We start from the raw sequence: 26,319 nt of genomic DNA on the forward strand, positions 1-26,319 counted from the left end.
TGGTCAGCTCCACCCCCTCCTTGATCGCCCGCACCGTCACATTGTCGGAGATCGGCCGCACCACCACGCCCTGGTAGGAGGCCATGACCTCCAGGTCCGGATAGCGGTGGGGTTCGGGCACCCCCTGCCCCGGACTGGGAAGCGGAACGACCTGGATGCGGTCGCCGACGTCCGGGTCGGCGAACTGCACGACGTTGGCCGCATCGGGGGCCCGCACCAGCAGCCGGGCGCCCAGCAGGAAATCGGGGTCCGGCTCGACCCGCAGGTCGCCGGTGCTGCCCATGTTGGCGGGGCGGGCGGAGGACAGGATGCGCCATGTGGTGCCCTGCCGCTCCACCGTCGGCCACACCATCGGGCCGATCTTGGTGCGGAAGACACTGCCGCCGGTCGCCGGCACCGGCTCCACCGCGCCCATCAGCTCGGCGCCGGGACCGCTGAGCTTGCCGGCGCCGATGGGCATCGGCCGGTCGAAGGCGATGTAGAGCTGTCCCGCCCGCGGATAGACCGCGATGGAGGCTGGCCCGCCGGTGTCGAAGGTCAGCACCGGCCCTTTCGGCCCCGCCGCCGGCTGGGCCTTCGCATCGGCAGCAGCCGCCGGAGCCGCCTTGGCCTCGGCCGGCGGAGCGGCAGGAGCCGGGTTGGCGGCAGTGTTGGCCGCGGCGGCGTTCGCGGCGACGGCCGACCGGCCGGAGGTGGCCGACGCCACGGTGGGGGCGTCCTTGCCGCCCTCCTTGGCCACGTCCTTCGCCGGTGCAGGCTGGCTGGCGCCCTGGTTGCCGTTGGCGCCCTGGCTGCCCGGCCCGGCCGGCGTCCCCTGGGAACCCGAAGCGGGCGCAACGGCTGCCGGAGCGGCGCCGTCGCTCTTGGGCAGGCCGGCGCGCGATCCCGGATTGCCGACGGTCAGCACCATCGACTTGCCCGACGCGCTGTCGCTCACCTCGGCGTCCTGCGGCACGGCGAGCGTGACCGCAAGCGAGCCGTCGGGCTGGCGGTAGGATTCGATGTTGCGGATGTTGCGCAGCGGTGCCTTAGGCAGGGCCGACAGGTCGGCGGTGCCGCCCTTGTCGAAGGCGACGGTCACCGCGGCGCCGTCGTGGGTCACCTTGTAGCCGACCGGGGCCGGCCAATCGAAGGTCAGGCGGCTCCGGTCGGGCTGGTCGCCCCCCTGCACCCGCAGCCGGCCGGCGGACGGCACAGGCTTGGACGTTTCCGCCTTGGCGGGGGCCGGCGGCGCGGGCTCGGCATTGGCATTGGCATTGGCCTGTTGCGGGGCGGCGCCCGCCGCCGCGGGCGACAGGTCGATGGCGACGGCATTGCCGTTGCGGAAGCTCTTCAGCGAAACCGGGCGCTTCAGGTCGAAGGACACCGTCTTTCCATCGGCCTCCACCCGCCCGGCGGCGAGATAGTCGGGCAGCGCCCGCACCAGCCGGTCGACCGGGGCGTCGATGGGTTCGGTGAAGGCGATGACCAGCCGGTCACCCTCGACCGCCGCGGTGAAATCGACCTTGCCCGGCCAGTCGAAGACCAGACGGCCGAAATCCTTGTGGGTGCCGCCGCGCACCGGCACGCTGGCGGCATCGGCCGGCAGGGGGGAGAGCAGGACCGGCACGGCAAGCAGCGCCACCGCGGCGGCACAGCCGCGCAGCCAGCGCTTCCGTCGATAGCCCGAGCCGTCCGTCACCTCAATCCGCTCCTTCCTCGCGCACCACGATGTCGACCGGCAGGCGCCCCCCGCCGCCCGACACATCGCCGGCAATCCCTGCCCCAATCCCTACCCCGTCCACCGGCATCATCACCGCCCGCGCCACAAGATCGCGGCGATAGCCGGTCTCGCGCAGGGCGGCGGAGACGGCGACCGCCCGCGTCAGCGCCCGTTCCCAGGCGACGCCGCCGGTCGTGTCCTCATGCTCCGCATGGCCGACCAGCTCGATGCGGTTGCCGATGCGGCCGATGACGGCACCCAGCAGGAACAGCACCCGCCGCCCCTCCTCGGTGAAGGCGGCACCGGTGGGGTCGAACATCCGCTCTCCCGGCAGGCGGATGACCACCCGGTCATCTTCGCGCCGGACATCGACCACCGCCAGCTCCCCATTCGACCGCAGCTGGCTTCCCAGCAAGGCGGCCAGATAATGCAGGTCGATGGCCGCCCTCGCCTCCACCGCCATGGCGTTGAAGGCGGCGCCGGGATCGGCCGGCCGGTCCGACGGGGTCGTCGCGGTCGAGCGCGCGGCCGGGATCGACTCCGACACGCCCTTCGCCAGACGGGTCCAGCGCTCCGCCTCCGGCTCGCTCATCGAATACATCAGCACGAAGAAGGCGAGCATGAGTGAGATCAGGTCGGTGAAGCTGATCAGCCACAGCGTCTTGCGCTGGGCGCCGCCATCGTCCGCCCTGCCGGCGATCCGGGGAACGCGGATCATTTCCGCACCTCGGCTTTCGCCGGCGCCGTATTCGCAGGGACGGTATTGGTCGGTGTGGTGGGCTTCGCCGGTGCCGCCTTCGCGACCGGACGGGCCGCCCCGTCCTCGTCCCAGCGCAGGGAGAACAGCAGCCGCACCCCGCCGGGCTCGCCGCGTTCGATACCGACGGTGACGTTGCGGGCCGGCGCCCCATCCTCGACCAGGGCGCGGGCCAGCACGCCGGCACGGGCGACCGGCCCCGGCGGCTGGCTGGGCGTTCCCGTCGGGCCGATGCCGAGCAGCGCGTCCAACTCCACCCGCTCGCCCTGGCGCGACTGGCGGAGCGCGTCGGCGATGCGGTCGATCAGCCCCTGCCGGTCCGGCCGCAGGGTCATGGTGCCGGGAACGAACAAATCGTCGGCGGGCAGGCGCACCTCCAGCAGCTGGCCGGGGGCGACCACCTCCACCTTGGAGACCGCGACCGCGGTGGCGAACAGGGTGCCGACATCCTCCAGCCGCTGCACGGCGAAGACGGTCCCGGCGCGCGAGGCCACCGGTTCGGATCCGTCGCGCAGGCGCGGATCGATGACGAAGCTGGGGAAGGTCCGCTCCAGCGAGGCGGCGACCGCCTTGACCTTCTGCACCGTCTGCACCGAATGGGCGTTCAGCACGATGAAGAAGACCAGAAGCAGCAGGAACAGCGACAACAGAAGCAGGATGCTGCCGTTGTTCGGATTGGCATGGCTGCCGGAACCGCCGGCGCGCCCGGCCCGCAGCAGCAACGGCAATCCGGCGCCTCCCGCCCCCGGGGCGATGCCCTGGGCCGTGTGCCCGCCGCCGGGCCTGCTGATGGGGGAGCCGGGCAGCATGGCGTCAGTCGAAACTGGCCAGCAGACGGTCGATCTCGTCCTGGTCCATAGCGTTGCCCGGCAGCTGCGGACCATGCAGAAGCTGCTGATCGGCCTCCGCCGCGCTCATCGGCTCGAAATGCACGGCGGCCTCCGCCTCCTCCGCCGCCAGCTTCGCCAGCCGCGGGGCGTGGTTCTGCCGCACCTCGCTGCCGAAGGCGGCGACGATCATGTCCACCTTCGATTCGATGTGCTTCAGCGTGCGCACCACCTTGCTGATGCGCTGGCCGGTAATGTCCTGGAAGTTGCAGGCCTCGTAGATCGCGGTGATCTGGTCGTTCAGCTTGGCCGAGGTGCCGGCATCCGTCTGTCCGGCGACGGCGCCGATGGCGTCGCAGGCGTCGAAGATGGCGAAGGTCGCCTTTTCCGTCGCGCCGATCACCGCGTCCAGCTCGTCCGTCGCGGTGCGGATGTGTTCGTCGCGGATTTCGGCCGGCTGGAGCGCTGCGATCTCCTGCTTGGCCGTCTCGATGTATTTGGCGAGGTCCACCACCTCCTTGTACAGGCGCAGGTCGGTGGCGGAGATGTCGCCGTCCATGCTGCCCAGGATGTTGCGGACGATGTCCGTCACCTCGTCGCGCGACAGCGGCTGTGCGGCTTCCGCGAAGGCGGTGTCGAGGCGCTGTCTCAGGAGCTTCTGTTCCGTCACGGCGGATTGGGCGGAGAAGGTCATCGGGCGTGTCCAGCGAGAGGGGCAAGGCCTTGGCGGAAAGTGCCGGAACCTCCCCGGTTCGCGCCCTCCGGCGAGCGCACCGTCGGTGCCTTCCGCGGCGGAGGTTCGATGCTCCGACCGCTTGTGGCGCCCAACCGTCCAAGGAACTGTCCGAGCCGACAAAGCCTAGGGCGCGAGGGTTAAGAGCCCGTAAAGATGACCCCGCCAAGGGTCCTGACACCGTGCCCGAGTTGCCCGCGCATCACACTGTGGCCGGCGCAACCGCATGGGTGCCGGCCTCGCCAGCGGCGCGGTTCAGAACAGGCTGGCGGCAGCCGGCGCACCGAGAAGCGCGATCAGGACCAGCACGGTGACGGCAACCAGCCGCTCCATCGGCGACCAGCGCTTCCAGTCTTTTCTGAAGCTTTTCAGTTCGTCGGCCATGACAAACCTTCCGGGGTTCGGGAACTACACTGCAACGCAACGAAACTGCATCCCGGGCAGTTGACGCATGGTTAAAATCACCCGGCACCACGACAATGCTCGACCAGTGGCACAGAATTGCCACAGTCATGCCCAGCCAACCTCTGATCCAGGTCAAACATCGGCCAAATTTTCGACATTTCCCATCTCGCGGGTGGCGATGCCGTCGTCTCCGGCGGCGTGCCACTTCCGGCCGCTTCCGAAACCGGGCGGTAATGCCTAGATGATAAGCTCTAGATCAAGCCTCCGATGCCGGAGGCATTCAGCCTCCGATGCCCGGGGGCATCTGGCCCCCGACACCGGGGGCGCCGACGGGAGATGCGGATGGCGAAGGGAACCGACCTGAAGATCGGGCTTGCGCTGGGCAGCGGTGCGGCGCGCGGCTGGGCGCACATCGGCGTCCTGCGCGCACTGGAGGAGATCGGGATCAAGCCCGACATCATCTGCGGCACCTCGATCGGCGCCGCGGTGGGGGCCGCCTATCTGACAGACCAGCTCGACGAGCTTCAGGCCTGGGCGCAGAAGATGGGCTGGCTCGGCATGCTGGGCATCATCGACCTCACCTTCCGCCGCGGCGGTCTGGTGGCGGCCGAGAAGGCGTTCGGCCGCTTCGACAACGAGCGCAGCAACGTCCTGATCGAAAAGCTGCCGATGCCCTTCGCCACCGTCGCCACCGACCTGTCGACGGGGCGCGAGATGTGGCTGCGCGACGGCCCGCTGATGTCGGCGGTGATGGCCTCGGCCGCCATGCCCGGCCTGTTCCCCGCGGTGCGGCGCGACCATCACCTGCTGGTGGACGGCGCCCTGGTCAATCCGGTGCCGGTCTCGCTCTGCCGGGCGCTGGGGGCCGACATCGTGGTCGCGGTCAACCTGAACAGCGAGCTGTCGCCGCTGGGCCGGCCGACCGGCCGCGCCGCCGGCAAGGGGCTGACCGGGAAAGGGGGGCTTGGCGGCAAGGGAATCGGCGGCAACACGGTCGCGGTCAAGGCGCCGGAACCGGTGGTGGCGGGCGGCGACGCCGGTTCCCCCGCTTTGTCCCACCTGACCAGCCAGATCTCGACATGGCTCGGCCGCAAGCCCAGCCGGCGCACCCAGTTCCTGGCCGACCAGATCGACGACGCCCATGCCCACAAGCAGATGCCCAACGCGCTGGAGGTGATGGCCGGCTCCATCGACATCATGCAGGACCGCATCACCCGGTCCCGTCTGGCCGGCGAACCGCCCGACGTGCTGATCGCGCCGCGGCTGGCCCATATCGGCATCCTGGAGTTCGACCGCGCCGCCGAGGCGGTGGAGATCGGCCATACCGCCGCCTCCATGCTGCGCCCCTCCATCGAACTGGCCCTGCGCCGCGCCTGACCGGTTGCGCTGGAGGCTGTTCCCGTCTTCCGTATCAGCCATATATCCCTCGTGTCCCGGCGTTCGTCCGGGCCATGTCCCCGCCTGCCCCTTCCCGCCTGCCCTTCCCTGTTTGCCCCTCCCCGATTACCGCGAGAGCCAGCGTCCATGAGCCAGTCTGCGCCGTCCGACACCGTCGCCACCCTGCTCGCCAGCGGAACACCGCATTGGGGCAACAACGGCACGGTGCTGGACGGCGGCTCCGTCGGCGCCGCCGCCACCGTCACCTATGGCTTCCTGACCAGCGCGCGGCAGGTCTCCTCCGCCGACTCCACCGGCTTCGCCGCCATGAGCACGGCCCAGCGCGCCGCCGTCCGGCAGGCGCTGGCGACCTGGAGCGCGGTCGCCAACGTCACCTTCGTGGAGATTTCCGACGCCGCGAGCGCGGCGGTCGCCTTCGGGACCAACCGGCAGCGCGGCCAGTCGGCGGCCTACGCCTATTATCCCTCCACCGGCATCCAGGGCGGACAGGTGTTCCTGGCCAACGACAGCGCCGGGAACACCAACCCGGCGTCGGGCAGCTACAGCTACATGACCGTCATCCACGAGATCGGCCATGCGCTGGGGCTGAAGCATCCCGGCAACTACAACGCCGGCACCGACGACGGGACGGAGGGGCCCTATCTGCCGGCGGCGACGGACAATTATGCGTTCAGCATCATGTCCTACAACGAGAACGCCGCGCTGCCGTCGGGGACCTACCTGACCGGCCCCAGCCTCTACGACATCGCCGCGATCCAGTATCTCTACGGCGCCAACATGGCGACCGGGGCCGGCGACACCGGCTATGCGCTGAACACCGCCAGCTTCACCACCCTGTGGGACCCCACCGGCCACAACAGCCTGAACGGTGCCGCCCAGACGGCCGACCTGTCGCTGGATTTGCGCAGCGGCCAGTTCAGCAGCGCCGGCGGCACGACCTTCCTGGCTCTGGCCTATGGCACCAGGGTGCAGCTGGCGACCGGCGGCAGCGGGAACGACAGCTTCACCGTCAACGATCTGGGCAACGTCATCGACGGCGGCGCCGGGACCGACACCGTGGTGTTCAGCGGACGCCGTGCGCAGTACCGCGTCCAGTCGCTGGACGCCGGCCGCTACATCGTCAGCGGCGCCGACGGCAACGACCTGCTGACCAACATCGACTATCTGCGCTTCGCCGACGGCAGCACCGCCCTGTCGTCAATGGTGTCCGGCACTTTCGACGCGCTGCGCTACGTCGCCTCCAACAGCGACCTGATAGCAGCGCTCGGCACCAACGCCGCGGCGGCGACCCAGCATCTGATCGGTGCCGGCGTCTATGAGGGCCGCAGCCTGACCGGCTTCGATCCCTACAATTATCTGGCCGGCTATGGCGACCTGCTGACCAGCTTCGGCAGCGACGTCGCCGCCGCCACCCGCCATTACATCGAGGCCGGCAACCGCGAAGGCCGCAGTTCCACCCTGTTCGACACGCTGTCCTACGAGGCCAGCAACCCCGACCTGATCGCCGCCTTCGGCGACAACCGCGAAGCGGTGGAGCTGCATTACATCGTCAGCGGCCGGCTGGAGGGCCGTTCGCTGACCCGCTTCAACGCCGCCGCCTATCTGGCGGCGAACCCGGACGTCCGCACCGCCGTCGGCGGCAACCTGACCGCCGCCAAGCAGCATTACGTCAGCTATGGCTATGCCGAGGGTCGGGCGCTGGCCTGAGCCGGCCGGCTTCCCTCACTCCGGCAGCCCTTAATTCGCCGGCCCTTATTTCGCCGGCCAGATCCAGGTCAGCTCGTGCTTGTTGTGATGGAGGTGGAGCACACGGCCGCCGGGGATCTCCGCGAAGGCGCGGGCGGTCTCATGGTCGGTCTCCGCCTGGAACTTCAGCGTGCAGACGAAGCGCTTGGCGAGCCCGCTGTCCATCCACTCCTTCACCAGCCGCAGCAGGCGGGTCGGGTAGCAGATCACGTCGCAGCACAGCCAATCGACCGGACCGACCGTCGCCGGCTTCAGGCCGAAGGCGCTCTCCTGGCGGATCTCCACCCGCGGCAGAGCGGCGATGGCCGGATCGAGCGGAGCCTTGTCGACGCTGACCACCGACGCGCCCAACTCGTGCAGCACCCAGGTCCAGCCGCCGGGACAGGCGCCGAGGTCGAGACAGCGGTCGCCCGGTCCCGGCTGCTCGCCGAACAGGGTCAGCGCCTCCCACAGCTTCAGATAGGCCCGGTTGGGCGGCGCCGTGCGGTTCTCGACGAAGGTCACCTCGCCGTTGCGGAAGGGGCTGGAACAGTGCGCCGCGGCGATGATGGTGGACTCATCGATCAGCGTCCAGGAGCCCAGCGGCGCCGTCGGCAGGGGCGACGGGAAGACCACCGGCTTGGCCGACACATGCGGCAGGTTTTCCTGGATCAGGGCGGCGCGGCGGTGATGGCGCTGCGACCACAGCGCCCAATTGCGCTGGATGCCGCGCAGAGCCTTTGCCCCGCCCTTGATCGAGGGGAAGTCGATGCGGACCGGGTCGTACCAGATGTTCTGCGCCCAGGCCGCCGGCCGGGCCGGACCGTCGACGTAGACCAGCCGGCCGTCGACCGATGCGACATCCCCCAGTTCCGCCACCAGATCGTCGAGGAAGCCGTCCGCCGCCAGATAGATGGTCTGGCCAAGCGGGGTCACCACCGCGCCGGGAATGGCTTTCGGGTCGGTGCCGGGGGCATTCGGGGAGGCGGTTTTGGGGGTGCTGTCGTCCATGCCCCACGGGCTACCGCTGCCGGCCGTCGAATGCAAGCGCAAGGATGCGGCTCACCCCTTTCGGCGTGACGCGAAGGGGGCTGTGACAAAGCGTCTCGAAACTTCTTATATGCGATTGGCTCGCAATTGCTGCATTGACAACGATTCTCACTCTCAGCTATTGCTGGGCTCAGGACACCTCATCCGAAACCGATTTTCGCCGAGGGCTTATGTTCGTCTGCATCTGCCACGCGTTGAACGATAAGAAGGTCAAGGCTGCGCTCGATCAGGGCGCCACGACCCCGGCCTCGGTGTTCCGCCATCACAATTGCCAGGTCCAGTGCGGCAAATGCGTTCCGACCATGCGCAGCATGGCCAGCGAACATCGCGCTATCTTCGCACAGCAGGCCGCCGCTGCCGCAGCCGTCGTGGCGACGCCGGCCGCCGCCCCCTGCTGCGGCTCCGTCTTGCCTGAGCCGGCCAATGCCGAGGCCGTCCCCGCCTATGCCGTCGCGGCCGAGTGAACACGCACGCATAGGATCAGGACCGCGCTCCCGCCAGGTCTACCACTTCCGACTTTCTGCTGAATAACAGGTCTACAACCTCGCCTTAAGGCTGCGACAGATTGCGCGCCGACTATGATTTTTGGGCGAATTGACCCGGCAGCGGCATTCCGGCACAAAAGCGTCACCAAAACAAAAGAACGTCGTCAAAATGACGGCGTATAAAAACAGGAACGGGCCGGATGAAACCGGCCCTGGAGGAAACGCAATCCAACCAGGAAGACTTCCTTGGCCACCGGGTTTGCCTTGTCCTTGATGGGCTTGGCGGCCCGGCGGGATTTGGATTCGGACAGGTATTCCGCAACTGCGAAATCGCACCGCGAAAACCGGGCGGCATCTCCCAAACGGGCTGTGCCGACTGCGCTTCCGGCGTGTTTTCGTCATGTCGGCGCGGGGATATCTTTCCATCCGGCCGAGAGGTCAAAAGCGCCAAGAAGTCAAAAAACGGTTGAGGATCAAAGGAGGACACTTCATGAGCCGCCGCAACCGGCAAGCTTTCGACACGTTGAGCCGTGATCTGGTGCTGCGCGCCACCGACCGCATGGAAACCCTGCGATCGATGGTGGAGCGCGCGGACAGCAACCGGCGCGAGACGTGGGAACGCACGCTCGACCGTCTCCGCGGCCTGAACAATCGCGCCATCGCCCGCATCGAGGCCGCCCACATGGCCGATGACGACGCATGGCCCTTCGCCCGCGCCCAGGCCGATCAGGCGATGATGGACCTGATGCGCGCGCTCGACGATTTCGACGGCCATCTGCGCCTGATCGCCGCCTGACGAAACCGCTCAACGGCGGACAAATGAAAAAGGCCCTCTCCCGCAGGAGAGGGCCTTTTTCATGGGGCGGGACGCCACGAGATCAGGACGCTCCGAAATCGAGGCCCCAGGCCGAGTAGCGTTCCGGATCGTCGACCCAGCCCTCGCGCACCTTCACGAACAGGATCAGGTGGACGCGGCGTTCCAGCATGTGCGTCAGCTCGGAACGCGCGGCCGATCCCAGCGCCTTGATCCGCTGGCCGCCCTTGCCCAGCACGATGGCCTTCTGGCTTTCGCGCTGCACGAAGATGACCTGCGAGATCTTGACCGAGCCGTCGTCGAACTCCTCCCACACCTCGGTCTCGACCGTGGCGGAATAGGGAAGCTCCTGGTGAAGCTGGAGGAACAGCTTCTCGCGGGTGATCTCCGCCGCCAGCAGGCGCATCGGCATGTCGGAGATCTGGTCCTCCGGGAAATGCCACGGCCCTTCCGGCAGACGGTCGGCCAGGAACTGCTTCAGATGGGCGACGCCGTCCTCGGTGAAGGCCGACACCATGAAGATGTCGGAGAAGATGCCCTCCTGCCGGAAGGCGTCGGCGATGCCCAGCAGGACGTCGCGCTTCACCAGATCGATCTTGTTCAGGATCAGGATGGCTTCGCGCCCCTGTTCCTTCAGCCGGGCGACGATGCTGCGGGTGTCCTCGTCGATGGAGCGGCGCGACACGTCGTAGAGCACGCCGATCACGTCGGCATCCTCCGCCCCCTGCCAGGCCGCTGCCACCATGGCGCGGTCCAACCGGCGCTTCGGCTTGAAGATGCCGGGGGTGTCGACGAAGATCATCTGGGCATCGCCCTGGATGGTGATGCCGAGCACGCGGGTGCGGGTGGTCTGCACCTTCGGGCTGACGATCGACACCTTGCTGCCGATCATCGCGTTCAGCAGCGTCGACTTGCCGGCATTCGGCGCACCGACCAGCGCGATGAAGCCGCAGCGCGGATGGTCCGGCATCGTCGGCAGCGGCGGCAGGACGGAGATGGGCTGCCCGCGCGGGGCGTCCTCATCGTCGTCGTAGTCGTCGTCCTCGTATTCGCCGTCCTCGTCCTCGAAGTCGCCCTCTTCAGCGTCCTCTGCGGCGCCCTCCGCGGCGTCCTCGCCCGTGAGATCGTCGTCCTCATGGTCGAGCGCCTCGTCGTCCGGCACGGGCTCCGGAGTCGGCTCCGCAGCTTCGGAACCGGGCTGGATCTTCGTCTTGTCGATGTCGTCGCGACCGTCAGTCATCGACTTGCACTCCCACCTGGCGCAGCAATGCGCTGGCCGCCTTCTTTTCCGCGATGCGCTTAGACGAACCGGAACCGGAGACCGGCTCCATCCCCTCGACATGCACCGCAACCACGAACAGCGGCTCGTGCGCCGGGCCGCTGCGTTCGATCTGTTCATAGCGTGGCAGCGGCTTGCCGCGGCCCTGCGCCCATTCCTGCAACGTCGTCTTGCTGTCCAGCGGCGGCGGCGTCGCCTTGTCGATCTCGCCGGCCAGAGCCTGACGGACGAAGCGCGTCACCGGCTCCAGCCCGCCATCGAGATACATGGCGCCCAGCACCGCCTCGCAGGCGTCGCCCAGGATGGTGCGGTTCTCCCGCCCGCCGCTCTGCGCCTCCGCCGGCGACAGGCGCAGATAGGCGCCCAGCCCGATGGCGTCGGCGACGCGGCCCAGCGATTCCCGGCGCACCAGCGCGGCATGCCGCTTGGCCAGCGCGCCCTCGCGCTCGTTCGGATAGCGTTCGAGCAGCCATTGCGCGACGACCAGCCCGACGACGCGGTCGCCCAGGAACTCCAGCCGCTCATAGGCGATGCCCGGTCCCTTGTGCCCCTTGCGGCCGACCCGCTCCAGCCCCATCAGGCTGGGGTGGGTGACGGCATCGTGCAGGAGCGACGGGTCGGAAAACTCATACCCCAGCGCCTGCGCAAGGCTGGCGACGTCCGCGGACCGGGCGGCGCCATCGGGCTGGATGTCGGAGCCGGCGCCCGGATCGGAGGACGCCTTGGTGACGGTGGACACTTACCGGACTCCGTTGAACAGACGGCTGAAGCGCAGGTCGACCGGCCAGCGCCAGATTTCGTAGAAGCGCGTGCCCTCGTCGAGCGAGAAGAACAGGAATTCGGCGCGGCCGACCATGTTTTCGATGGGGACGAACCCGACCTGCGACGGCACGCGGCTGTCGAGCGAGTTGTCGCGGTTGTCGCCCATCATGAAGAGATGGCCGGGCGGCACCTTGAACACCGGCGTGTTGTCGAGCGGGCCGTTGTCCGACTCCTCGATGATGCGGTGGGTGCGGCCGTTGGGCAGCGTTTCGAGGAACTGCGCCGTGCGGATGCTGCGGCCCAGCGAATCCGTGGTCACGTAATCCTCGATCCGCTCCCGCTTCACCGGCTGGCCGTTGATGTGCAGGATGCCGCCGATCATCTGGACGGTGTCGCCCGGCAGGCCGATCACCCGCTTGATGTAGTCGGTCTTGTTGTCGCGCGGCAGCTTGAACACCGCCACGTCGCCCCGCTCCGGCTCGGAGCCGAGGATGCGGCCCTCGAACAGCGGCAGGCCGAAGCCGACGGTGTATTTGCTGTAGCCGTAGCTGAACTTCGACACGAACAGGTAATCGCCGATCAGCAGCGTCGGGATCATCGAGCCCGACGGGATGTTGAACGGCTCGAAGGCGAAGGTCCGCACGCCGAAGGCGATCAGCACGGCGAAGATCACCGTCTTGACGGTTTCGGCGAACCCGGATTCCTTGGCTTTGGCGGTGGGCGCCGTTTCTTTCTGAAAGGTCATTCTGGGGTCGCCGTTTCGGTGGGCGTTGTGGACGAATTGGGGACGGACTGGACAGGCTCGGCGCTGATGACGACGAACGCTTCCGCCATCGGGTATTCGTCGGTCAGCGTCACATGGATGTGCGCGCGCATGCCCGGCGGCGTGATCGCCTCCAGCCGGGCCAGCGCGCCGCCGGTCAACCGCATCGTCGGCTGGCCGGACGGCAGGTTGACCACCCCCATGTCGCGCCAGAAGACGCCGTCGCGGAAGCCGGTGCCGAGCGCCTTGGAACAGGCCTCCTTGGCGGCGAAGCGCTTGGCGTAGGTGGAGGCCCGCGCGTTGTTCTTCGCGGCGGAGCCGGCGCGGCGCTCGGACTTGGCCTGCTCGACATCGGTGAAGATGCGGTCGATGAAGCGCTGTCCGAATCGCTCCAGCGACTTCTCGACCCGCCGGATGTCGATCAGGTCGTTGCCGATGCCGAGGATGGTGCCGGATATCGTCATGCCGGCAGTCCGGCGGCGCGCGCCCTGTCCATCGCCTTGCGCATGCGGGCGATGGAGTTGGTCAGCCCGACGAAGATCGCCTCGCCGATCAGGAAATGGCCGATGTTCAGCTCCACGATGGTCTGGATCGCCGCCACGGGGCCGACGGTGTCGTAGCTCAGGCCGTGGCCGGCATGGCATTCCAGCCCGATCGCCTCGGCATGGGCGGCGGCACGGACGATGCGCGCCAGTTCCGCCTCGCGCTCCGCCGGGCTGTGAGCGTCGCAATAGGCGCCGGTGTGCAGTTCCACCACCGGGGCGCCGAGGCGCTTGGCGGCGTCGAGCTGCGCCGGCTCCGGATCGATGAACAGCGAGACGCGGATGCCGGCGGCACCCAGTTCGCCGACCGGGCGGACCAGATGGTCGTACTGGCCGATCACGTCCAGCCCGCCCTCGGTCGTCACCTCGGTGCGCTTTTCCGGGACGAGGCAGGCGGCGTGCGGCTTGTGGCGGAGCGCGATGCCCAACATCTCGCCGGTCGCCGCCATCTCGAAGTTCAGCGGACGGTCGATCTCGGCCATCAGCCGTTCGATGTCGCGATCCACGATGTGGCGGCGGTCCTCGCGCAGATGGGCGGTGATCCCGTCGGCCCCGGCCTCGATGGCCAGCTTCGCCGCGCGCACCGGATCGGGATGCGCCCCGCCGCGTGCGTTGCGGACGGTCGCCACATGGTCGATGTTCACGCCGAGGCGGAGAGGACGGGACATGCAAGGACTCCAAAGCGCCGCGGCCCGCCGGAACGGGCGGGAGCGATTCCGTCTATATAGCGGTGCGTCCGCCATCCGTCACGCCGAACCGACCGACGCAATCGCGGATGACAGGGAATTTACCGTCTCCGCCCCCTGCCCGACCGAATGGCCGGACCGGCGATCCCGGCGGATTGTCCTTATTTCGACCGTTGGATCAGGCCGTTCATGTGGTCGTTCAGATCGCGGAAGTCCTTGACGGTCCAGGCGTGCGGCGGGAGCCGGTAGCCGTTTTCCTTCAGTGTCTTCGGGATCAGATCGCCGTTTGGCCGCAGGATGACCGACGACACGATGACGCCGGGATAGTCCGCCAATCGCTTCCTGAAGGCCGCCGTCGTCAGATCGGGGGTCGGAGGATTGCTCTTGTGCGCCAACGGACCGGAGCCTTTCGCATCCGTCCCGTGGCACATGGCGCATCTCTCCACGAACAAACTCTCGCCGTTGTCCGCACTGGCCCCATGAAGTGGAGACAGGCAGACGGCAGCAACCGAAACCGGCAGGAGCAGCCTGGCGAGCCGCATGTCCTGTTCTCCCATCGCGCACCTTCATGGTGCGTCTTTGTGGTGCGACCCAGTTCCGTGCCGGCGGGAGCGTCACCGCCCCCGCGCCCGCTCCACCGAATGGATGGCCGGGGTGGCGCGCAGGGCGGCCATGATGTTGGTCAGGTGCTTGGCATCCTTCACGTCAATGTCGATCAGCAGCTCGAAATAATCGGTGCTGCGGTTCGTGATCTTCTGATGGATGACGTTGCCCTGATTCTTGCCGATCACCGTGAACAGCGTGCCGAGCGAGCCCTGTTCGTTGGCGATCACGACGCTGATGCGGCCGACATGCTCCTCCGGCGAATCCGGGCCGGTCTCCCACGACACGTCGATCCAGCGTTCCGGCGATTCATGGAAGCTTTCCAGCGTCTCGCAATCGATGGTGTGGATCGTCACGCCCTTGCCGGTGGTGACGATGCCGACGATGCGGTCGCCCGGCAGCGGGTGGCAGCAGCGGGCGTAATGGACCGCCATGCCCGGGATCAGCCCGCGGATCGGCAGCGCCGATTCCTTGCGGGCCTTGGCCTTGGGCTTCGGCGCGCTCTCTTCCAGCTCGCGGACGGCGGGAGCGGTCTGGGCCTTGTGGCCGGGGAAGACGGCGTGGAAGACTTCGCGGACCGAATGCAGGCCGGAGCCGACACCGGCCATCAGATCGTCCACCGTCGGCTGCTGGAAGATCTTGGTGGCGGCCTCCAGCGCCTTTTCGGTGAACTCGTAGCCTTCCGACTTGAACTGGCGCATCAGCATGCCGCGGCCCAGTTCCATATACTGGGCGCGCTGCTGGGTGCGCAGGAACTTGCGGATGCGGGCGCGCGCCTTGCCGGTGACGACGAAGCGTTCCCAACCCGGAACCGGCGTCTGCGCCTTCGACGTGACGATGTCGACCTGATCGCCGTTCTGCAGCTGGGTGCGCAGCGGCAACATGCGGCCGTTGATCTTCGCCCCGACGCAATGGTCGCCGACCTGCGAGTGCACGGCATAGGCGAAGTCGACCGGCGTCGCCCCGCGCGGCAGCGCGATCAGGTCGCCCTTCGGCGTGAAGCAGAACACCTGGTCCTGGAACAGCTCAAGCTTGGTGTGCTCCAGGAACTCTTCCGGCTTCTGCGCATGCTCAAGGATGTCGAGCAGCTCGCGCAGCCAGCGGTATTCGCCGCCGGTCGGGCGCGGCTGGTGGTCCTGCTTGTAGGCCCAGTGGGCGGCCACGCCCAGCTCGGCGATCTCGTGCATGTCCTGGGTGCGGATCTGCACCTCGATCCGGTTGCGGCCGGGACCGATCACGCCGGTGTGCAGGCTGCGGTAGCCGTTGGGCTTGGGCGTGGAGATGTAGTCCTTGAAGCGCCCGGGCACGACCGGATAATGGGCGTGCACGATGCCCAGCGCCTGATAGCATTCACCGACCGAGCCGACCGTGATGCGGAAGGCCATGATGTCGGACAGCTGCTCGAAGCTGACATTCTTGCGCTGGAGCTTGCGCCAGATCGAATAGGCCGACTTCTCGCGCCCCGACACCGACACGTCGGGCAGACCTTCGGAGGCCAGCAGCTCGCGCAGTTCGGTGATGATGGTCTGGACGCGGTTCTCGCCCTCGCTGCGCAGGCGGGCCAGTTGGGCCAGGATGCTGTCGCGCGCGTCGGGGTTCAGTTCGGCGAAGGCAAGATCGTCCAGCTCGTCCTTGATCTTGTGCATGCCGATGCGTTCGGCCAAGGGCGAGTAGATCTCGATGGTCTCGCGGGCGATGCGGCGGCGCTTTTCCGGCTTCTTCAGGTGGAACAGCGTGCGCATGTTGTGAAGCCGGTCGGCCAGCTTCACCAGCAGGACGCGGATGTCCTCCGACATGGCGATGACCAGCTTGCGGAAATTCTCCGCCTGCTTGGCCTGCTCGCTGTTCAGTTCCAGCCGCGACAGCTTAGTGACGCCGTCGACCAGACGCGCGATCTCCTTGCCGAACACCCGCTCGATGTCTTCGAGCGTGGCGACGGTGTCCTCGACCGTGTCGTGAAGCAGCGCCGTGGCGATGGTGCCGGCGTCCAGCTTCATCTGGGTGAGGATGCCGGCGACCTCCAGCGGGTGGAGGAAGTAGGGATCGCCGGACGCGCGCGTCTGCGACCCGTGCGCCTTCATCGAGAAAACGTAGGCGCGGTTGAGCAGATCCTCGTCGGCGGAGGGATCATACGCCTTGACGCGCTCGACAAGCTCGTACTGCCGGATCATGCGGCCCGACCCGGCGCACGCGGCGCCTCAAATGTGTTCGTGGCGGTTCCCAGGGCGGTCCTGCAAGAACCGAAGGAGAGCAGGACGCCCTCCTGTTTTTTGTTCGGCGAGGGGGCGTTGCGCCCCCTCCGGGTCCTGCGGTCGTTGTCCAGGATCAGAGGTCTCCGTCGGGATCCTCGGTCATGGCGAAGCCGGCGCCCGGCTCCGCATCCATGTCGGCGGCGACGTCGTCTTCCTCTGTCAGCTCTTCGCCGTCGCTCTCGCTCATGCCGTCTTCGTCGCCCAGCGAGTTGTTGCCGCGGGCGGCCCAGTCATTCTCGCCGGCCATCAGCTCGACGATCTCTTCCTCGGGCTCGTCCGGCTCGACATGCTTCTGGTGGCCCTTGATCAGGGCGTTCTTCAGATACTCCAGCGACACCGTCTCGTCCGCGATCTCGCGCAGCGCCACGACCGGATTCTTGTCGTTGTCGCGGTCGATCGACAGCGGGGCGCCGCTCGCGACTTCGCGGGCACGCTGGGCAGCCATCATGACCAGCTCGAAACGGTTCGGAACCTTCAGGACGCAATCTTCAACGGTAACGCGGGCCATGCCAGACGAACTCCGGATTCAGAGGAGGCTCTAGACTATATGGATGTGGCCCGATAGGTGCAAGCGCGAACGACAGCGCTGCTGCATTGCGTCAGGGGAAACACACCCGTCCAATCTCAATATCTATCCGGCCCGATGCCTGGAAACAGTCGGCAAACCCTGCCTCTTGTATGTCTGCCGGCAATACACTAGATTTCAAAATTGGAACGCGAGCTTTTGCGCATGTTCCAATACATTTTCAACAAGCAGCGATGGAAGGATCCTTGCATTGGACCGAAATTCGACTTTGCCGCGTGATGTCAGCAAGTTGTTTTACAAAGAAGAGCGTCTCGCACTTTTTATCGATGGCGCCAACCTCTACGCCGCAGCGCGTTCACTCGGCTTCGATATTGATTACAAAAGGTTGCGTGACGGCTTCGCCGGGGAAGGCCGGCTTGTGCGCGCCTTCTATTACACCGCCCTCGTCGAGGACCAGGAATACTCCCCGATCCGTCCGCTGGTCGATTGGCTGGACTACAACGGCTACACCATGGTGACCAAGCCGACCAAGGAGTTCACCGACGCATCGGGCCGGCGCAAGATCAAGGGCAACATGGACATCGAGCTGGCCATCGACGTGATGGAGATGGCCGAGCATGTCGACCACATCCTGCTGTTCTCCGGCGACGGCGACTTCCGCCGGCTGGTGGAGGCCGTGCAGCGCAAGGGTGTCCGCATCAGCGTCGTCAGCACCGTCCGCTCGCAGCCGCCGATGGTCGCCGACGAGTTGCGGCGGCAGGCCGACAATTTCATCGAGTTGCAGGAGCTGGCCCCCTTCATCGCCCGCACCCACCATCACCGCGATCAGATGCCCTCCCACCATGACCAGCAGGGCGGGCCGACCATGTACGATCCCGATGACCGGGGCTGACGGCCAGGCTTGCGGCACGGGTCGGAAAGCAACGAAAGCAGACGGCATGAAAAAAGGAGCGCATCGGGCGCTCCTTTTTCGTTTGGAGAACTTCGACCTCAGGGGCCGGCTGTCCGCTGCCGGTTCCGCGCCATCCGGTCGGCTGTCTTCAGCGCCGCGATCAGGCTGGTCGCATTGGCCCTGCCAGTGCCCGCAATGTCCAGCGCCGTCCCATGGTCGGGAGAGGTGCGGACGAAGGGCAGGCCCAGCGTGATGTTCACGCCGCTGTCGAAATCCACCGTCTTCACCGGGATCAGCGCCTGATCGTGGTACATGCACAGCGCCGCGTCATATCCACGGCGGGCGGCGGCATGGAACATGGTGTCGGGCGGGCGCGGCCCGGACACGTCGATGCCGTCGGCGCGCAGCGTCGCGATGGCGGGCTCGATGATGTCGATCTCCTCACGCCCCATCGCCCCGCCCTCCCCCGCATGCGGGTTGAGGCCGGCGACGGCCAGCCGCGGACGGTCGATGCCGAAGTCGCGCGCCAGCGACGCCGCGGTGACCCGGCCGGCATGGACGATGGCGTCGGCGGTCAGCTGGTTCACCGCGTCGCGCACCGACACATGGATGGTCACCGGCACCACCCGCAGATCGGCCGCCGCCAGCATCATGATCGGCTCGTCGGCCAGTCCGGCGAGGTGGGCCAGATATTCGGTGTGGCCGGGATGGCGGAAGCCGGCGGCATAGAGAGACGATTTCTGGATCGGGTTGGTGACAACGGCCGCGGCCTGCCCACCCTGCACCAGCGCCACGGCACGGTCGATGCTGGCGATCACCGCGGCACCATTGGCCGGATCGGGCCGGCCGGCAACGACCGGGTTGCCGAGCGCGACCGGCAGGACCGGCAGGGCACGGCCGAAGATCGCCGCCCCCTCCTGCGGAGACGAGACGGCCTGCACCGGCACCGGCAGCCCGAGCGAGGCCGCCAGCGCGGCCAGCCTCGCGGGATCGTCCAGCACGACGAAGGGGCGCAGGCCGGCCTCGTCGCGGGCCAGCCACGCCTTCAAGCCGATCTCCCCGCCGACGCCGGCCGGCTCTCCCATGGTCAGGGCCAGCGGCAGGTCGTTCGGCGGGGCGGCGGTCACAGGCGGGTCTCGATGAAGGCGGTGCGGCGCAGGTCGCGCAGGTACCGGCGCGACAGCAGTTCCGCCCGCTCGCTGACCAGTTCGCGCTCGATCTCGTCGCGGCCGGGCAGCTTGGCTTCCTGAACCGGGGTCGGGGCCGGCGGCGGCGGCGGCGCCGGCTGGGCTTCCGGCGGCGGCTGGATCATCGGCATGTCACGCTTGCAGACGATCAGGATCACCGCGGCGGCCGGGCTCATCAGCACCGGGCTTGCCTGGCCGAGCGGGATGCCGAGCGCGAGGTTCTGCAGGCCGGGGGCCATGTCCTTGACCCGCATGGTGCCCATGTCGCCCGATTCCGGCATGCCGGTCTCCTTGGCGCGGGCCTGGAAATCGGAGCAGCTCTTGATCGACTTGCGCAGCTTCTCGGCCTGTTCCTTGACGGACTTGGCCTGCTCCTTGGACTCGATGGGGAGGATGATCTGCTTCATGTTGACCGTGGCCTTGGCCACGTCCGGCCGCGGTTGCGGACGGGGGGCTGCCGGACGGGCGACCGGCATCGGCACCTCGCCGCCGCTGCTGCCGAACGGCCGCTGGCCGCGCACGAGAAGGATGTGGTAGCCGGTCGCCGTGCGGACCGGCGCCGACAGCTGGCCGCCGCGCATGCCCGACAGCGCCTTGTCCACCTCCGACGACAGTTCGCCGCTGCGCACCCAGCCGAGGTCGCCGCCCGACGCGGCGCCGGCCGACTGCGAGAACTGGCGGGCGAGTGCGGCGAAATTGCCGCCGCGCTTCACCTCTTCCACCAGACGCTCGGCGTTGCGGCGCACCTCGTCGTCCTGGTCGGGGCTGTCCACCGCCAGGAAGATCTCGGCGACCAGATATTCGGGCTTTCCGATGTTGGCCTTCAGCCGCTCCATCGCGGCGTCGACCTCGTCCTCGCCGACCACGACCTCCTGGCGGATGCGGCGCTGCATCACCTTCTGCCAAGCGAGCAGGGCGCGGATCTGGTCCTTCAGGGTGGAGTACGGCACGTTCTGGCGCTTCAGCATCTCCTGAAGCTGCTGGCCGTTCATGCGGTTCTGCTCGGCGATGCGCTTGACGGCGTCGTCGATCTCCGACGCCGAGACGGTGACGCCCTGGCGCTTGGCCTCCTGCATCTGCAGGCGCTCGTCGATCAGCAGGCGCATCACCTGCGGCATCAGCCGCTTGGTCGTTTCCGGATTGGCGGCGGCGCCGGCGTTCAGCAGCGCCATGCGGATGCGGGCATTGACGTCCGAAACCGAAACGACCTCGTCATTCACCACCGCAGCGATGCCTTCCGACCCCGGCGCGCGGGCCTGACGCGTGCTCTCGTCCCCCGTCCGCGGCGCGGCGGCACCGGCGGCAGCCTTGCTGGACTGCGCCACGGCGGGCATGGCCAGAAGCGCACAGGCGGTCGCCACGGCGACGGTGGTCCGGACGGCTCGCAAACTCGACATGCTGCTCAAGCTCCAAAAACGGGTCGCCCGTTATTACGGTGGGGCCGGTGCCCCTGGCAAACGGAATCGGACCCTGCAATCCAGTGCTAAACCAAGTGGGCGGAATTATGACCGATGGCGATAACCGCCCGCTTTGCGGCGAATGGTCCCACCCCCGTCCCTTCCCGGCGTCCCGTCCCAGCACCCCCTCCCGGCAGCCGTCCCGTCAGCCGTCTTCCAGATGCAGAAGGGCGGCGATGCCCAGCAGCAGGCTGATGCCGGCGGGACTCCAGGCGGCCATGAGGATGGGAATGGTTTCCGACATTCCGAAGGTGCGGACCACGTCGGTCATCACGAACAGCACGAAGCCGGTCAGCACGCCGCCGGTGACCATCGCCATGGTGCCGCCGCGACGCGGCAGCCGCAGCGAGAAGGCGGCGGCGAACAGCACCATCGCCAGGAACAGGAAGGGCTGGGCCAGCAGCGACTGGTAATGCAGCCGGTGGCGCACGGCCGGGAAACCGGTTGTCTCCAGCGTGTGGATGAAGCGCGGCAGCTCCCAGAAGGAGATGGTTTCCGGCGGGGCGAAGCTCTCCTCGATGGTCGCCATGTCCAGCTCGGTCGGGATGGTGTAGCTGTCCAGCTTCTCCGGGTCCTTCTTGGCCCGGTTCAGGATCGCCTCCTGCAATTCCCACTTGCGGTCCTTCAGCACGGCGCTCGGCGCATCGACGCGGCCCAGATAATTCTGGTCGGCGTCGAACAGGAAGACGATGACGTTCGACAGCTCGAAGGTCACCGGGTTCACCAGCTCCGAATGGATGAAGAACTGCTCGTTCTCGTTGGTCTGGCGCAGCCACAGGCCGGAGCGCGAGATGTTCAGCGTGCTGGACTGGAGCTTGAGATAGCGGTCCTGCAGCTGCTCGTACTTGGCGATGAACACGGCGCCGACCGGGTTGATCAGCGTCACCTTCACCACGCCGATGGCGGCGGCGGCGAACATCACCGGCATCAGGAACTGCCAGGCCGACACGCCGACCGCGCGGGCGACCACCAGCTCGGCGCTGCGCGTCAGCCGCCAGAAGGTGAACATGCCCGCGAACAGGACGACGAAGGGGAAGATCTGCTGCCCGATCTCCGGCAGCTTCAGCAGCGCCATCTCCACCACCAGCCCGAAGGTGACGTGGGGCTTGGTGCCGGCGCGGCGCAGAAGCTCCACCGTGTCCAGCAGCAGCACGATGGCGAGCAGGATCACCATCAGCAGGCAGAACCACACGACGAACTGCCGGCCGATGTAGCGGGAAAGCGTAGGCGAGGAATACATGCGGTGTCCGGTCTCCGGAGCCCCGCCCGCGGCGCCGCCATGGCACCTGGGACGGACTGGCGCGGCCCCGCCCGATCAAGGATCGGTGCGGGCCCCCGCCGGAACAAGTCCCGCTGTTTACCTCTGTTGCGCCGCGATGACAACCGGAGCCGAGGCCGAAGCCTCGGTCGGAGCCGAAGCCGGTCGCCCGCAGGCCTATCGACGGCGTCGTGCGTCTCCCTCCTTTTCCATCTGGACTTCCTGCGCGGGCACTCCAAACTGTTGGAGAGAGGCTGCACGGGAGGGTCGGTCGATGACGGACACCACGCTCGCAATCCGCCAGGCACGCGGGTCGGACGCCGCCGGCATGGCCCGCGTCCATGTGCAAAGCTGGCGCTCCACCTATCCCGGGCTGATCCCGGCGCAGTTCCTGGTCAACCTGTCCGAACCGGCCGCCGCCCAGCGCTGGGCAGCCATCGCCGAGACGCGCGGCCCCGGCCAGGGCGCCTTCGTCGCGGTGGATGTCACCGGCCGGATCGCCGGTCCCGGCACCATCGTCGGCATCGCCTCCTTCGGCACGCGGCGGGTCACGGTGGAAGGGCATGCGGGTGAGTTCCACGCGCTTTATTTGCTAGATGACGCAAAGGGTTACGGCATCGGTCGGCGGCTGATGGCGGCGATGGCCGACCGTTTCCTGGCCGCCGGCATCCGGTCCGCGGCGGTCTGGTGCCTGCGCGACAACCCGTCGCGCTGGTTCTACGAAAGGTTGGGCGGAATCAAGGTGGCGGAGCGGCCGATCCGCTTCGCCGGCAGCGATCTGGTGGAAATCGCCTATGGCTGGCGCGACCTGACGCCGCTTGCACGCTTGTCGGCGGGGCCGGAGGTGCGGTAGTGAGGGGACTTGAGTCCCCACGCATCAGGATTCGCCGATGTCCAGCGCCGCCTCCCTTTCCGCCGCCTCGCTTTCAGCCGAACGGGTCCTCATTCTCGATTTCGGGTCGCAGGTGACCCAGCTCATCGCCCGCCGTGTGCGCGAGAGCGGTGTCTATTGCGAAATCCACCCCTTCGGCATGAGCGACGAGCGCATCCGCGAGTATGACCCGAAGGCGATCATCCTGTCGGGCAGCCCGGCCTCGGTCACCGAGGCGAACGGCCCGCGCGCCCCGCAGGCCGTGTTCGACCTGAAGGTCCCGGTGCTCGGCATCTGCTACGGCCAGCAGACGATGTGCCACCAGCTGGGCGGCACCGTGTCCGGCTCCGACCACCGCGAGTTCGGCCGCGCCTTCATCGAGATCAAGGAGCCCTGCGCCCTGTTCGACGGGCTGTGGGAGGTCGGGTCGAAGGAACAGGTGTGGATGAGCCACGGCGACCGCGTCACCGCGCTGCCGCCCGGCTTCCGCGCCGTGGCGGTCAGCGACGGCGCGCCCTTCGCCGCCATCGCCGACGACCAGCGCCGCATCTACGGCGTGCAGTTCCACCCGGAGGTGGTCCACACCCCGCACGGCGCCCAGCTGCTGGCGAACTTCGTCCACCGCGTCGCCGGCATCGAGGGCGACTGGACGATGGCCGCCTTCAAGCAACAGGCCATCGAGAAGATCCGCGCCCAGGTCGGCACCGGCAAGGTGATCTGTGGCCTGTCGGGCGGCGTCGATTCGTCGGTCGCGGCCGTGCTGATCCATGAGGCCATCGGCGACCAGCTGACCTGCATCTTCGTCGACACCGGCCTGATGCGCGCCGGCGAGTCGGAAGAGGTCGTGCGGCTGTTCCGCGACCACTACAACATCCCGCTGGTCCACCGCGAGGCGGCCGACCTGTTCCTGGGCAAGCTGGCCGGCGTCACCGATCCGGAGCAGAAGCGCAAAATCATCGGCGGCCTGTTCATCGAAGTCTTCGACGAGGAGAGCGCCAAGGTCGGCGGTGCGGAGTTCCTGGCCCAGGGCACGCTCTACCCCGACGTGATCGAGAGCGTCTCCTTCACCGGCGGCCCGTCGGTCACCATCAAGTCGCACCACAATGTCGGCGGCCTGCCGGAGCGGATGAAGCTCAAGCTGGTCGAGCCGCTGCGCGAACTGTTCAAGGACGAGGTCCGTGCCTTGGGCCGTGAACTCGGCCTGCCGCCGGCCTTCATCGGCCGCCACCCCTTCCCCGGCCCGGGCCTCGCCATCCGCGTCCCCGGCGAGATCACCCCGGAGAAGCTGGAGATCCTGCGCAAGGCCGACACGGTCTATCTGGAGGAAATCCGCAACGCCGGCCTCTATGACGCGATCTGGCAGGCCTTCGCCGTGCTTCTGCCGGTCCGCACCGTCGGCGTGATGGGCGACGGCCGCACCTACGATCATGTGCTGGCCCTGCGCGCGGTGACTTCCACCGACGGCATGACCGCCGACTGGTACCCCTTCCCCCACGACTTCCTGGCGCGCGTGTCCAACCGCATCGTCAACGAGGTCCGCGGCGTCAACCGCGTCGTCTACGACATCACGTCGAAGCCGCCGGGGACCATCGAGTGGGAATGAGGCGGGCGGAAACGCTTTGCCGGTGAAAGACAAAGGGGCGGGAAACCGCCCCTTTTCTTTTGCCTGCCCAGATGTCGCTCAAAACAGCGATTCGACCGTCTGCGTCCTGGGGCTGCGCCGCTTGCCGCGGGCTGGCTTGGGGGTGGCGGGAAGCAGGCCTTCCCTCTGCGCGCACAGGTCGTGCCAGACATGGCCCGGACGCTCCGGCGTCCAGTACATGGGTTCGCCGAGCAGCACCTCTTCGCCGCAACAGGCGCAGGGAGGGTATGGGCTGGATGTGTGTTCGGACCGGTCCATCTCACCGTTATGCCAGTGGCGAGGCGATCCGTAAGTGATGCTGATCAAATCGGACCGCAAGAGTGCGAAAAAATAGCTCCGCTCACGCTGGCCCTGGTGACAGCGGCGGCCCCGCTCCCCACAGCGGGGGAACAGGACCGCGCGGCCCTATGCCGTCAACGCACGTCGGCCAGTGCGACGCAGGCGCGGTCGCGGCCGGCGAGGCTGCCGCAGCCGTCGGCGCGCTGGGAAACGAAGCGCATCACAACGCGCTCACCCTTGCCGACCGACTGCGGCGGCAACAGCGCCTCGGCGACCTGGGTGGTGAATTGCGGGCTGACGCGGTGCGTCGGTGCGGGCGCGGGGTCGAGGCTGGCGACCTGCACCGGCCTCGCCGGAGCCACCGCGGGGGCGGGAGCCGGGACGGGAGCGGGTGCCGGTTCGGGCAGCGACGCCACCACCACCGGAGCCGGTGCCGGAGCGGGCGCCGGTTCTGCGAACTTCGGCTCGGCCGGGCGCGGCTCCATCCGCCGCGGCTCGACAGCGCGGGATTCGGGCGCGCGGGTTTCCGGAGCGGCGGAGGCGACGACGACCGGCGCCGGTTCCGACCGCTGCGAGGGCGCCGTCTGGCCGCCGCGCGGCTTCGGCGCGTCGTCCGGCACCACCGCGACCTCGATGGCCGAGGCGCCGGCCGCCAGCGACGGTTCGCGCGGGCCGGTGCCGCGCAGCACCGGGGTCAGCGCCGCCAGATACATCTTCGTCTCGCGCGGCAGCCGCTGCTTGCCGGCCAGATGCTGGGCGTAGCAGGCCGGGCCGCAATTGTAGGCGGCCAGGAAACCGGGGGCGCCGAACAGGTCGTACATCTCGCGCAGATAGGCGGTGCCGGCCATGATGTTCTCGTGCGGGTCGGACGGATCGGACCCCAGTCCATACTTGGCCCGCATCAGCTCGTAGGTGCCGGGCATCACCTGCATCAGGCCGATGGCCCCGGCGGAGCTGGTCAGCACCTTGCCGCTGTTGGTCGTCGCCCGGCCGTTGCTCTCGCGCATCATCACCGCGCGGATCCATTTCTCCGGCATGTCGTACCGCTGGGAAGCCTCGCGGATGTGCGGGACCCAGCGGGACAGCGGATCGTTCGGATCCGGGACATAGGCAGCGGATTCGACCGGCGGAGCCGTCTGCACCTGCGGCGCGTCGGAGGCGCAGCCGGCCAGACCGAGGGCAAGGCACAGCAGTGCTCCGGCGGCGTGGATCGTCGCGAGGTTTCGTTTGACCACGAGGGGATTTCCGTGCTGTTGGCGCAGGCGGGACAAAAGATGGATCGCTTTTCAATGTATAGCCCACGCCTGTCAAGCGACATCACGGCCGTTTCTTGAATCCTGTCCCGAAGATGCCTCAAAAATGCCCGCTTTATCCCTTGTGAAGAGGTCGGCAATTAGGATTTTGGGCAAATGTCCCTATGCCTA

25 protein-coding genes and 1 pseudogene are annotated in these 26,319 nt (G+C 67.9%); 8 read left to right on the forward strand and 18 right to left on the reverse strand.

The window, feature by feature from the left end; genetic code table 11:
- The 5 genes and pseudogenes from TSH64_RS34355 to TSH64_RS36700 all read right to left on the reverse strand — a co-directional run.
- Nucleotides 1-1,681, reverse strand: a pseudogene (locus TSH64_RS34355) (tetratricopeptide repeat protein); the annotation flags it as partial.
- A 1-nt stretch (nucleotide 1,682) separates the two neighbouring features.
- Nucleotides 1,683-2,420, reverse strand: coding sequence for a flagellar motor protein MotB (locus TSH64_RS34360; RefSeq protein WP_109451964.1), 738 nt, complete (start codon nucleotides 2,418-2,420; stop codon nucleotides 1,683-1,685).
- Complete coding sequence (locus TSH64_RS34365) at nucleotides 2,417-3,187, reverse strand: hypothetical protein (protein ID WP_247873330.1); 771 nt, start codon at nucleotides 3,185-3,187, stop codon at nucleotides 2,417-2,419. The genes TSH64_RS34360 and TSH64_RS34365 overlap by 4 nt, the downstream gene beginning before the upstream one ends.
- A gap of 85 nt (nucleotides 3,188-3,272) precedes the next feature.
- Nucleotides 3,273-3,980 carry a protein phosphatase CheZ gene (locus TSH64_RS34370; RefSeq protein WP_109451966.1) on the reverse strand — a complete coding sequence of 236 codons (708 nt, stop codon included), beginning with the start codon at nucleotides 3,978-3,980 and terminating at the stop codon, nucleotides 3,273-3,275.
- A gap of 294 nt (nucleotides 3,981-4,274) precedes the next feature.
- The gene (locus tag TSH64_RS36700; protein WP_280177257.1) at nucleotides 4,275-4,403 is read right to left on the reverse strand and encodes a hypothetical protein; all 129 of its coding nucleotides are present in this window, start codon (nucleotides 4,401-4,403) and stop codon (nucleotides 4,275-4,277) included.
- Nucleotides 4,404-4,766: 363 nt separating this feature from the next.
- Between TSH64_RS36700 and TSH64_RS34375 the strand changes: the two genes are divergently transcribed.
- Both TSH64_RS34375 and TSH64_RS34380 read left to right on the forward strand, forming a co-directional pair.
- Nucleotides 4,767-5,801: a patatin-like phospholipase family protein gene (locus TSH64_RS34375; protein ID WP_109451968.1), complete on the forward strand. Its 1,035-nt coding sequence runs from the start codon at nucleotides 4,767-4,769 to the stop codon at nucleotides 5,799-5,801.
- A 147-nt stretch (nucleotides 5,802-5,948) separates the two neighbouring features.
- Nucleotides 5,949-7,529 (forward strand): matrixin family metalloprotease, encoded by a 1,581-nt coding sequence (locus TSH64_RS34380; RefSeq protein ID WP_109451970.1) that lies wholly within the window; start codon nucleotides 5,949-5,951, stop codon nucleotides 7,527-7,529.
- Nucleotides 7,530-7,574: 45 nt separating this feature from the next.
- Here the strand turns inward: TSH64_RS34380 and TSH64_RS34385 are convergent, their stop codons facing one another.
- The gene (locus TSH64_RS34385) at nucleotides 7,575-8,558 is read right to left on the reverse strand and encodes an SAM-dependent methyltransferase (RefSeq protein ID WP_247873331.1); all 984 of its coding nucleotides are present in this window, start codon (nucleotides 8,556-8,558) and stop codon (nucleotides 7,575-7,577) included.
- Nucleotides 8,559-8,767: 209 nt separating this feature from the next.
- Here TSH64_RS34385 and TSH64_RS34390 point away from each other — a divergent pair, with 209 nt between their 5' ends.
- The 3 genes from TSH64_RS34390 to TSH64_RS34395 all read left to right on the forward strand — a co-directional run bounded on the left by TSH64_RS34390 (nucleotide 8,768) and on the right by TSH64_RS34395 (nucleotide 9,878).
- Nucleotides 8,768-9,061 carry a (2Fe-2S)-binding protein gene (locus TSH64_RS34390; protein ID WP_109451972.1) on the forward strand — a complete coding sequence of 98 codons (294 nt, stop codon included), beginning with the start codon at nucleotides 8,768-8,770 and terminating at the stop codon, nucleotides 9,059-9,061.
- 221 nt (nucleotides 9,062-9,282) lie between these two features.
- Nucleotides 9,283-9,552, forward strand: a complete 270-nt coding sequence (locus TSH64_RS35490) for a hypothetical protein (protein ID WP_146208105.1) — start codon at nucleotides 9,283-9,285, stop codon at nucleotides 9,550-9,552.
- Between the two features lie 20 nt (nucleotides 9,553-9,572).
- Nucleotides 9,573-9,878 carry a hypothetical protein gene (locus tag TSH64_RS34395; RefSeq protein WP_098740106.1) on the forward strand — a complete coding sequence of 102 codons (306 nt, stop codon included), beginning with the start codon at nucleotides 9,573-9,575 and terminating at the stop codon, nucleotides 9,876-9,878.
- A gap of 82 nt (nucleotides 9,879-9,960) precedes the next feature.
- Here the strand turns inward: TSH64_RS34395 and era are convergent, their stop codons facing one another.
- From era to rpoZ, 8 genes are all read right to left on the reverse strand, one after another.
- Nucleotides 9,961-10,866, reverse strand: coding sequence for a GTPase Era (gene era, locus TSH64_RS34400; protein WP_109453340.1), 906 nt, complete (start codon nucleotides 10,864-10,866; stop codon nucleotides 9,961-9,963).
- A gap of 262 nt (nucleotides 10,867-11,128) precedes the next feature.
- Nucleotides 11,129-11,914, reverse strand: coding sequence for a ribonuclease III (rnc, locus tag TSH64_RS34405; protein WP_109451974.1), 786 nt, complete (start codon nucleotides 11,912-11,914; stop codon nucleotides 11,129-11,131).
- Nucleotides 11,915-12,682 (reverse strand): signal peptidase I, encoded by a 768-nt coding sequence (lepB, locus tag TSH64_RS34410; protein WP_109451976.1) that lies wholly within the window; start codon nucleotides 12,680-12,682, stop codon nucleotides 11,915-11,917.
- Nucleotides 12,679-13,164 carry a holo-ACP synthase gene (acpS, locus tag TSH64_RS34415; RefSeq protein WP_109451978.1) on the reverse strand — a complete coding sequence of 162 codons (486 nt, stop codon included), beginning with the start codon at nucleotides 13,162-13,164 and terminating at the stop codon, nucleotides 12,679-12,681. The genes lepB and acpS overlap by 4 nt, the downstream gene beginning before the upstream one ends.
- On the reverse strand, nucleotides 13,161-13,910 hold the full coding sequence (locus TSH64_RS34420) for a pyridoxine 5'-phosphate synthase (RefSeq protein ID WP_109451980.1): 750 nt from the start codon (nucleotides 13,908-13,910) through the stop codon (nucleotides 13,161-13,163). The genes acpS and TSH64_RS34420 overlap by 4 nt, the downstream gene beginning before the upstream one ends.
- A gap of 179 nt (nucleotides 13,911-14,089) precedes the next feature.
- Nucleotides 14,090-14,485, reverse strand: coding sequence for a cytochrome c (locus TSH64_RS34425; protein WP_199237738.1), 396 nt, complete (start codon nucleotides 14,483-14,485; stop codon nucleotides 14,090-14,092).
- 57 nt (nucleotides 14,486-14,542) lie between these two features.
- The gene (locus TSH64_RS34430; protein WP_109451984.1) at nucleotides 14,543-16,702 is read right to left on the reverse strand and encodes a bifunctional (p)ppGpp synthetase/guanosine-3',5'-bis(diphosphate) 3'-pyrophosphohydrolase; all 2,160 of its coding nucleotides are present in this window, start codon (nucleotides 16,700-16,702) and stop codon (nucleotides 14,543-14,545) included.
- A gap of 154 nt (nucleotides 16,703-16,856) precedes the next feature.
- Nucleotides 16,857-17,291 (reverse strand): DNA-directed RNA polymerase subunit omega, encoded by a 435-nt coding sequence (rpoZ, locus tag TSH64_RS34435; protein ID WP_098740113.1) that lies wholly within the window; start codon nucleotides 17,289-17,291, stop codon nucleotides 16,857-16,859.
- 307 nt (nucleotides 17,292-17,598) lie between these two features.
- Between rpoZ and TSH64_RS34440 the strand changes: the two genes are divergently transcribed.
- Nucleotides 17,599-18,201, forward strand: a complete 603-nt coding sequence (locus TSH64_RS34440; RefSeq protein ID WP_109453342.1) for an NYN domain-containing protein — start codon at nucleotides 17,599-17,601, stop codon at nucleotides 18,199-18,201.
- Between the two features lie 98 nt (nucleotides 18,202-18,299).
- Here the strand turns inward: TSH64_RS34440 and pdxA are convergent, their stop codons facing one another.
- From pdxA to lptG, 3 genes are all read right to left on the reverse strand, one after another.
- Nucleotides 18,300-19,328 (reverse strand): 4-hydroxythreonine-4-phosphate dehydrogenase PdxA, encoded by a 1,029-nt coding sequence (pdxA, locus tag TSH64_RS34445; protein ID WP_109451986.1) that lies wholly within the window; start codon nucleotides 19,326-19,328, stop codon nucleotides 18,300-18,302.
- Nucleotides 19,325-20,785 carry a peptidylprolyl isomerase gene (locus TSH64_RS34450; protein ID WP_109451988.1) on the reverse strand — a complete coding sequence of 487 codons (1,461 nt, stop codon included), beginning with the start codon at nucleotides 20,783-20,785 and terminating at the stop codon, nucleotides 19,325-19,327. Before TSH64_RS34450 ends, pdxA begins: the two co-directional genes overlap by 4 nt.
- Nucleotides 20,786-20,990: 205 nt before the next feature.
- On the reverse strand, nucleotides 20,991-22,085 hold the full coding sequence (lptG, locus tag TSH64_RS34455) for an LPS export ABC transporter permease LptG (protein WP_109047418.1): 1,095 nt from the start codon (nucleotides 22,083-22,085) through the stop codon (nucleotides 20,991-20,993).
- Nucleotides 22,086-22,377: 292 nt separating this feature from the next.
- Here lptG and TSH64_RS34460 point away from each other — a divergent pair, with 292 nt between their 5' ends.
- Nucleotides 22,378-22,956, forward strand: a complete 579-nt coding sequence (locus TSH64_RS34460) for a GNAT family N-acetyltransferase (RefSeq protein WP_109451990.1) — start codon at nucleotides 22,378-22,380, stop codon at nucleotides 22,954-22,956.
- Between the two features lie 37 nt (nucleotides 22,957-22,993).
- A complete protein-coding gene (gene guaA / locus TSH64_RS34465; protein WP_109451992.1) occupies nucleotides 22,994-24,577 on the forward strand; it encodes a glutamine-hydrolyzing GMP synthase in 1,584 nt (527 codons plus the stop codon).
- A gap of 452 nt (nucleotides 24,578-25,029) precedes the next feature.
- Here the strand turns inward: guaA and TSH64_RS34470 are convergent, their stop codons facing one another.
- Nucleotides 25,030-26,130 (reverse strand): lytic transglycosylase domain-containing protein, encoded by a 1,101-nt coding sequence (locus tag TSH64_RS34470; RefSeq protein WP_247873332.1) that lies wholly within the window; start codon nucleotides 26,128-26,130, stop codon nucleotides 25,030-25,032.
- Nucleotides 26,131-26,319: the final 189 nt, after the last annotated feature.

The sequence above is a fragment of the Azospirillum sp. TSH64 genome, from assembly GCF_003116035.1.
Taxonomy (GTDB): Bacteria; Pseudomonadota; Alphaproteobacteria; order Azospirillales; family Azospirillaceae; genus Azospirillum.

Bases quoted from the DNA above. Each gene is read 5' to 3' on its own strand.
- TSH64_RS34360 (WP_109451964.1), bottom strand. From the start codon at position 2,420: ATGATCCGCGTTCCCCGGATCGCCGGCAGGGCGGACGATGGCGGCGCC.
- TSH64_RS34370 (WP_109451966.1), bottom strand. From the start codon at position 3,980: ATGACCTTCTCCGCCCAATCCGCCGTGACGGAACAGAAGCTCCTGAGA.
- TSH64_RS36700 (WP_280177257.1), bottom strand. From the start codon at position 4,403: ATGGCCGACGAACTGAAAAGCTTCAGAAAAGACTGGAAGCGCTGGTCG.
- TSH64_RS34375 (WP_109451968.1), top strand. From the start codon at position 4,767: ATGGCGAAGGGAACCGACCTGAAGATCGGGCTTGCGCTGGGCAGCGGT.
- TSH64_RS34380 (WP_109451970.1), top strand. From the start codon at position 5,949: ATGAGCCAGTCTGCGCCGTCCGACACCGTCGCCACCCTGCTCGCCAGC.
- TSH64_RS34385 (WP_247873331.1), bottom strand. From the start codon at position 8,558: ATGGACGACAGCACCCCCAAAACCGCCTCCCCGAATGCCCCCGGCACC.
- TSH64_RS34390 (WP_109451972.1), top strand. From the start codon at position 8,768: ATGTTCGTCTGCATCTGCCACGCGTTGAACGATAAGAAGGTCAAGGCT.
- TSH64_RS35490 (WP_146208105.1), top strand. From the start codon at position 9,283: ATGAAACCGGCCCTGGAGGAAACGCAATCCAACCAGGAAGACTTCCTT.
- TSH64_RS34395 (WP_098740106.1), top strand. From the start codon at position 9,573: ATGAGCCGCCGCAACCGGCAAGCTTTCGACACGTTGAGCCGTGATCTG.
- era (WP_109453340.1), bottom strand. From the start codon at position 10,866: ATGCCGGACCATCCGCGCTGCGGCTTCATCGCGCTGGTCGGTGCGCCG.
- lepB (WP_109451976.1), bottom strand. From the start codon at position 12,682: ATGACCTTTCAGAAAGAAACGGCGCCCACCGCCAAAGCCAAGGAATCC.
- acpS (WP_109451978.1), bottom strand. From the start codon at position 13,164: ATGACGATATCCGGCACCATCCTCGGCATCGGCAACGACCTGATCGAC.
- TSH64_RS34420 (WP_109451980.1), bottom strand. From the start codon at position 13,910: ATGTCCCGTCCTCTCCGCCTCGGCGTGAACATCGACCATGTGGCGACC.
- TSH64_RS34425 (WP_199237738.1), bottom strand. From the start codon at position 14,485: ATGGGAGAACAGGACATGCGGCTCGCCAGGCTGCTCCTGCCGGTTTCG.
- TSH64_RS34430 (WP_109451984.1), bottom strand. From the start codon at position 16,702: ATGATCCGGCAGTACGAGCTTGTCGAGCGCGTCAAGGCGTATGATCCC.
- rpoZ (WP_098740113.1), bottom strand. From the start codon at position 17,291: ATGGCCCGCGTTACCGTTGAAGATTGCGTCCTGAAGGTTCCGAACCGT.
- TSH64_RS34450 (WP_109451988.1), bottom strand. From the start codon at position 20,785: ATGTCGAGTTTGCGAGCCGTCCGGACCACCGTCGCCGTGGCGACCGCC.
- lptG (WP_109047418.1), bottom strand. From the start codon at position 22,085: ATGTATTCCTCGCCTACGCTTTCCCGCTACATCGGCCGGCAGTTCGTC.
- TSH64_RS34460 (WP_109451990.1), top strand. From the start codon at position 22,378: ATGACGGACACCACGCTCGCAATCCGCCAGGCACGCGGGTCGGACGCC.
- guaA (WP_109451992.1), top strand. From the start codon at position 22,994: ATGTCCAGCGCCGCCTCCCTTTCCGCCGCCTCGCTTTCAGCCGAACGG.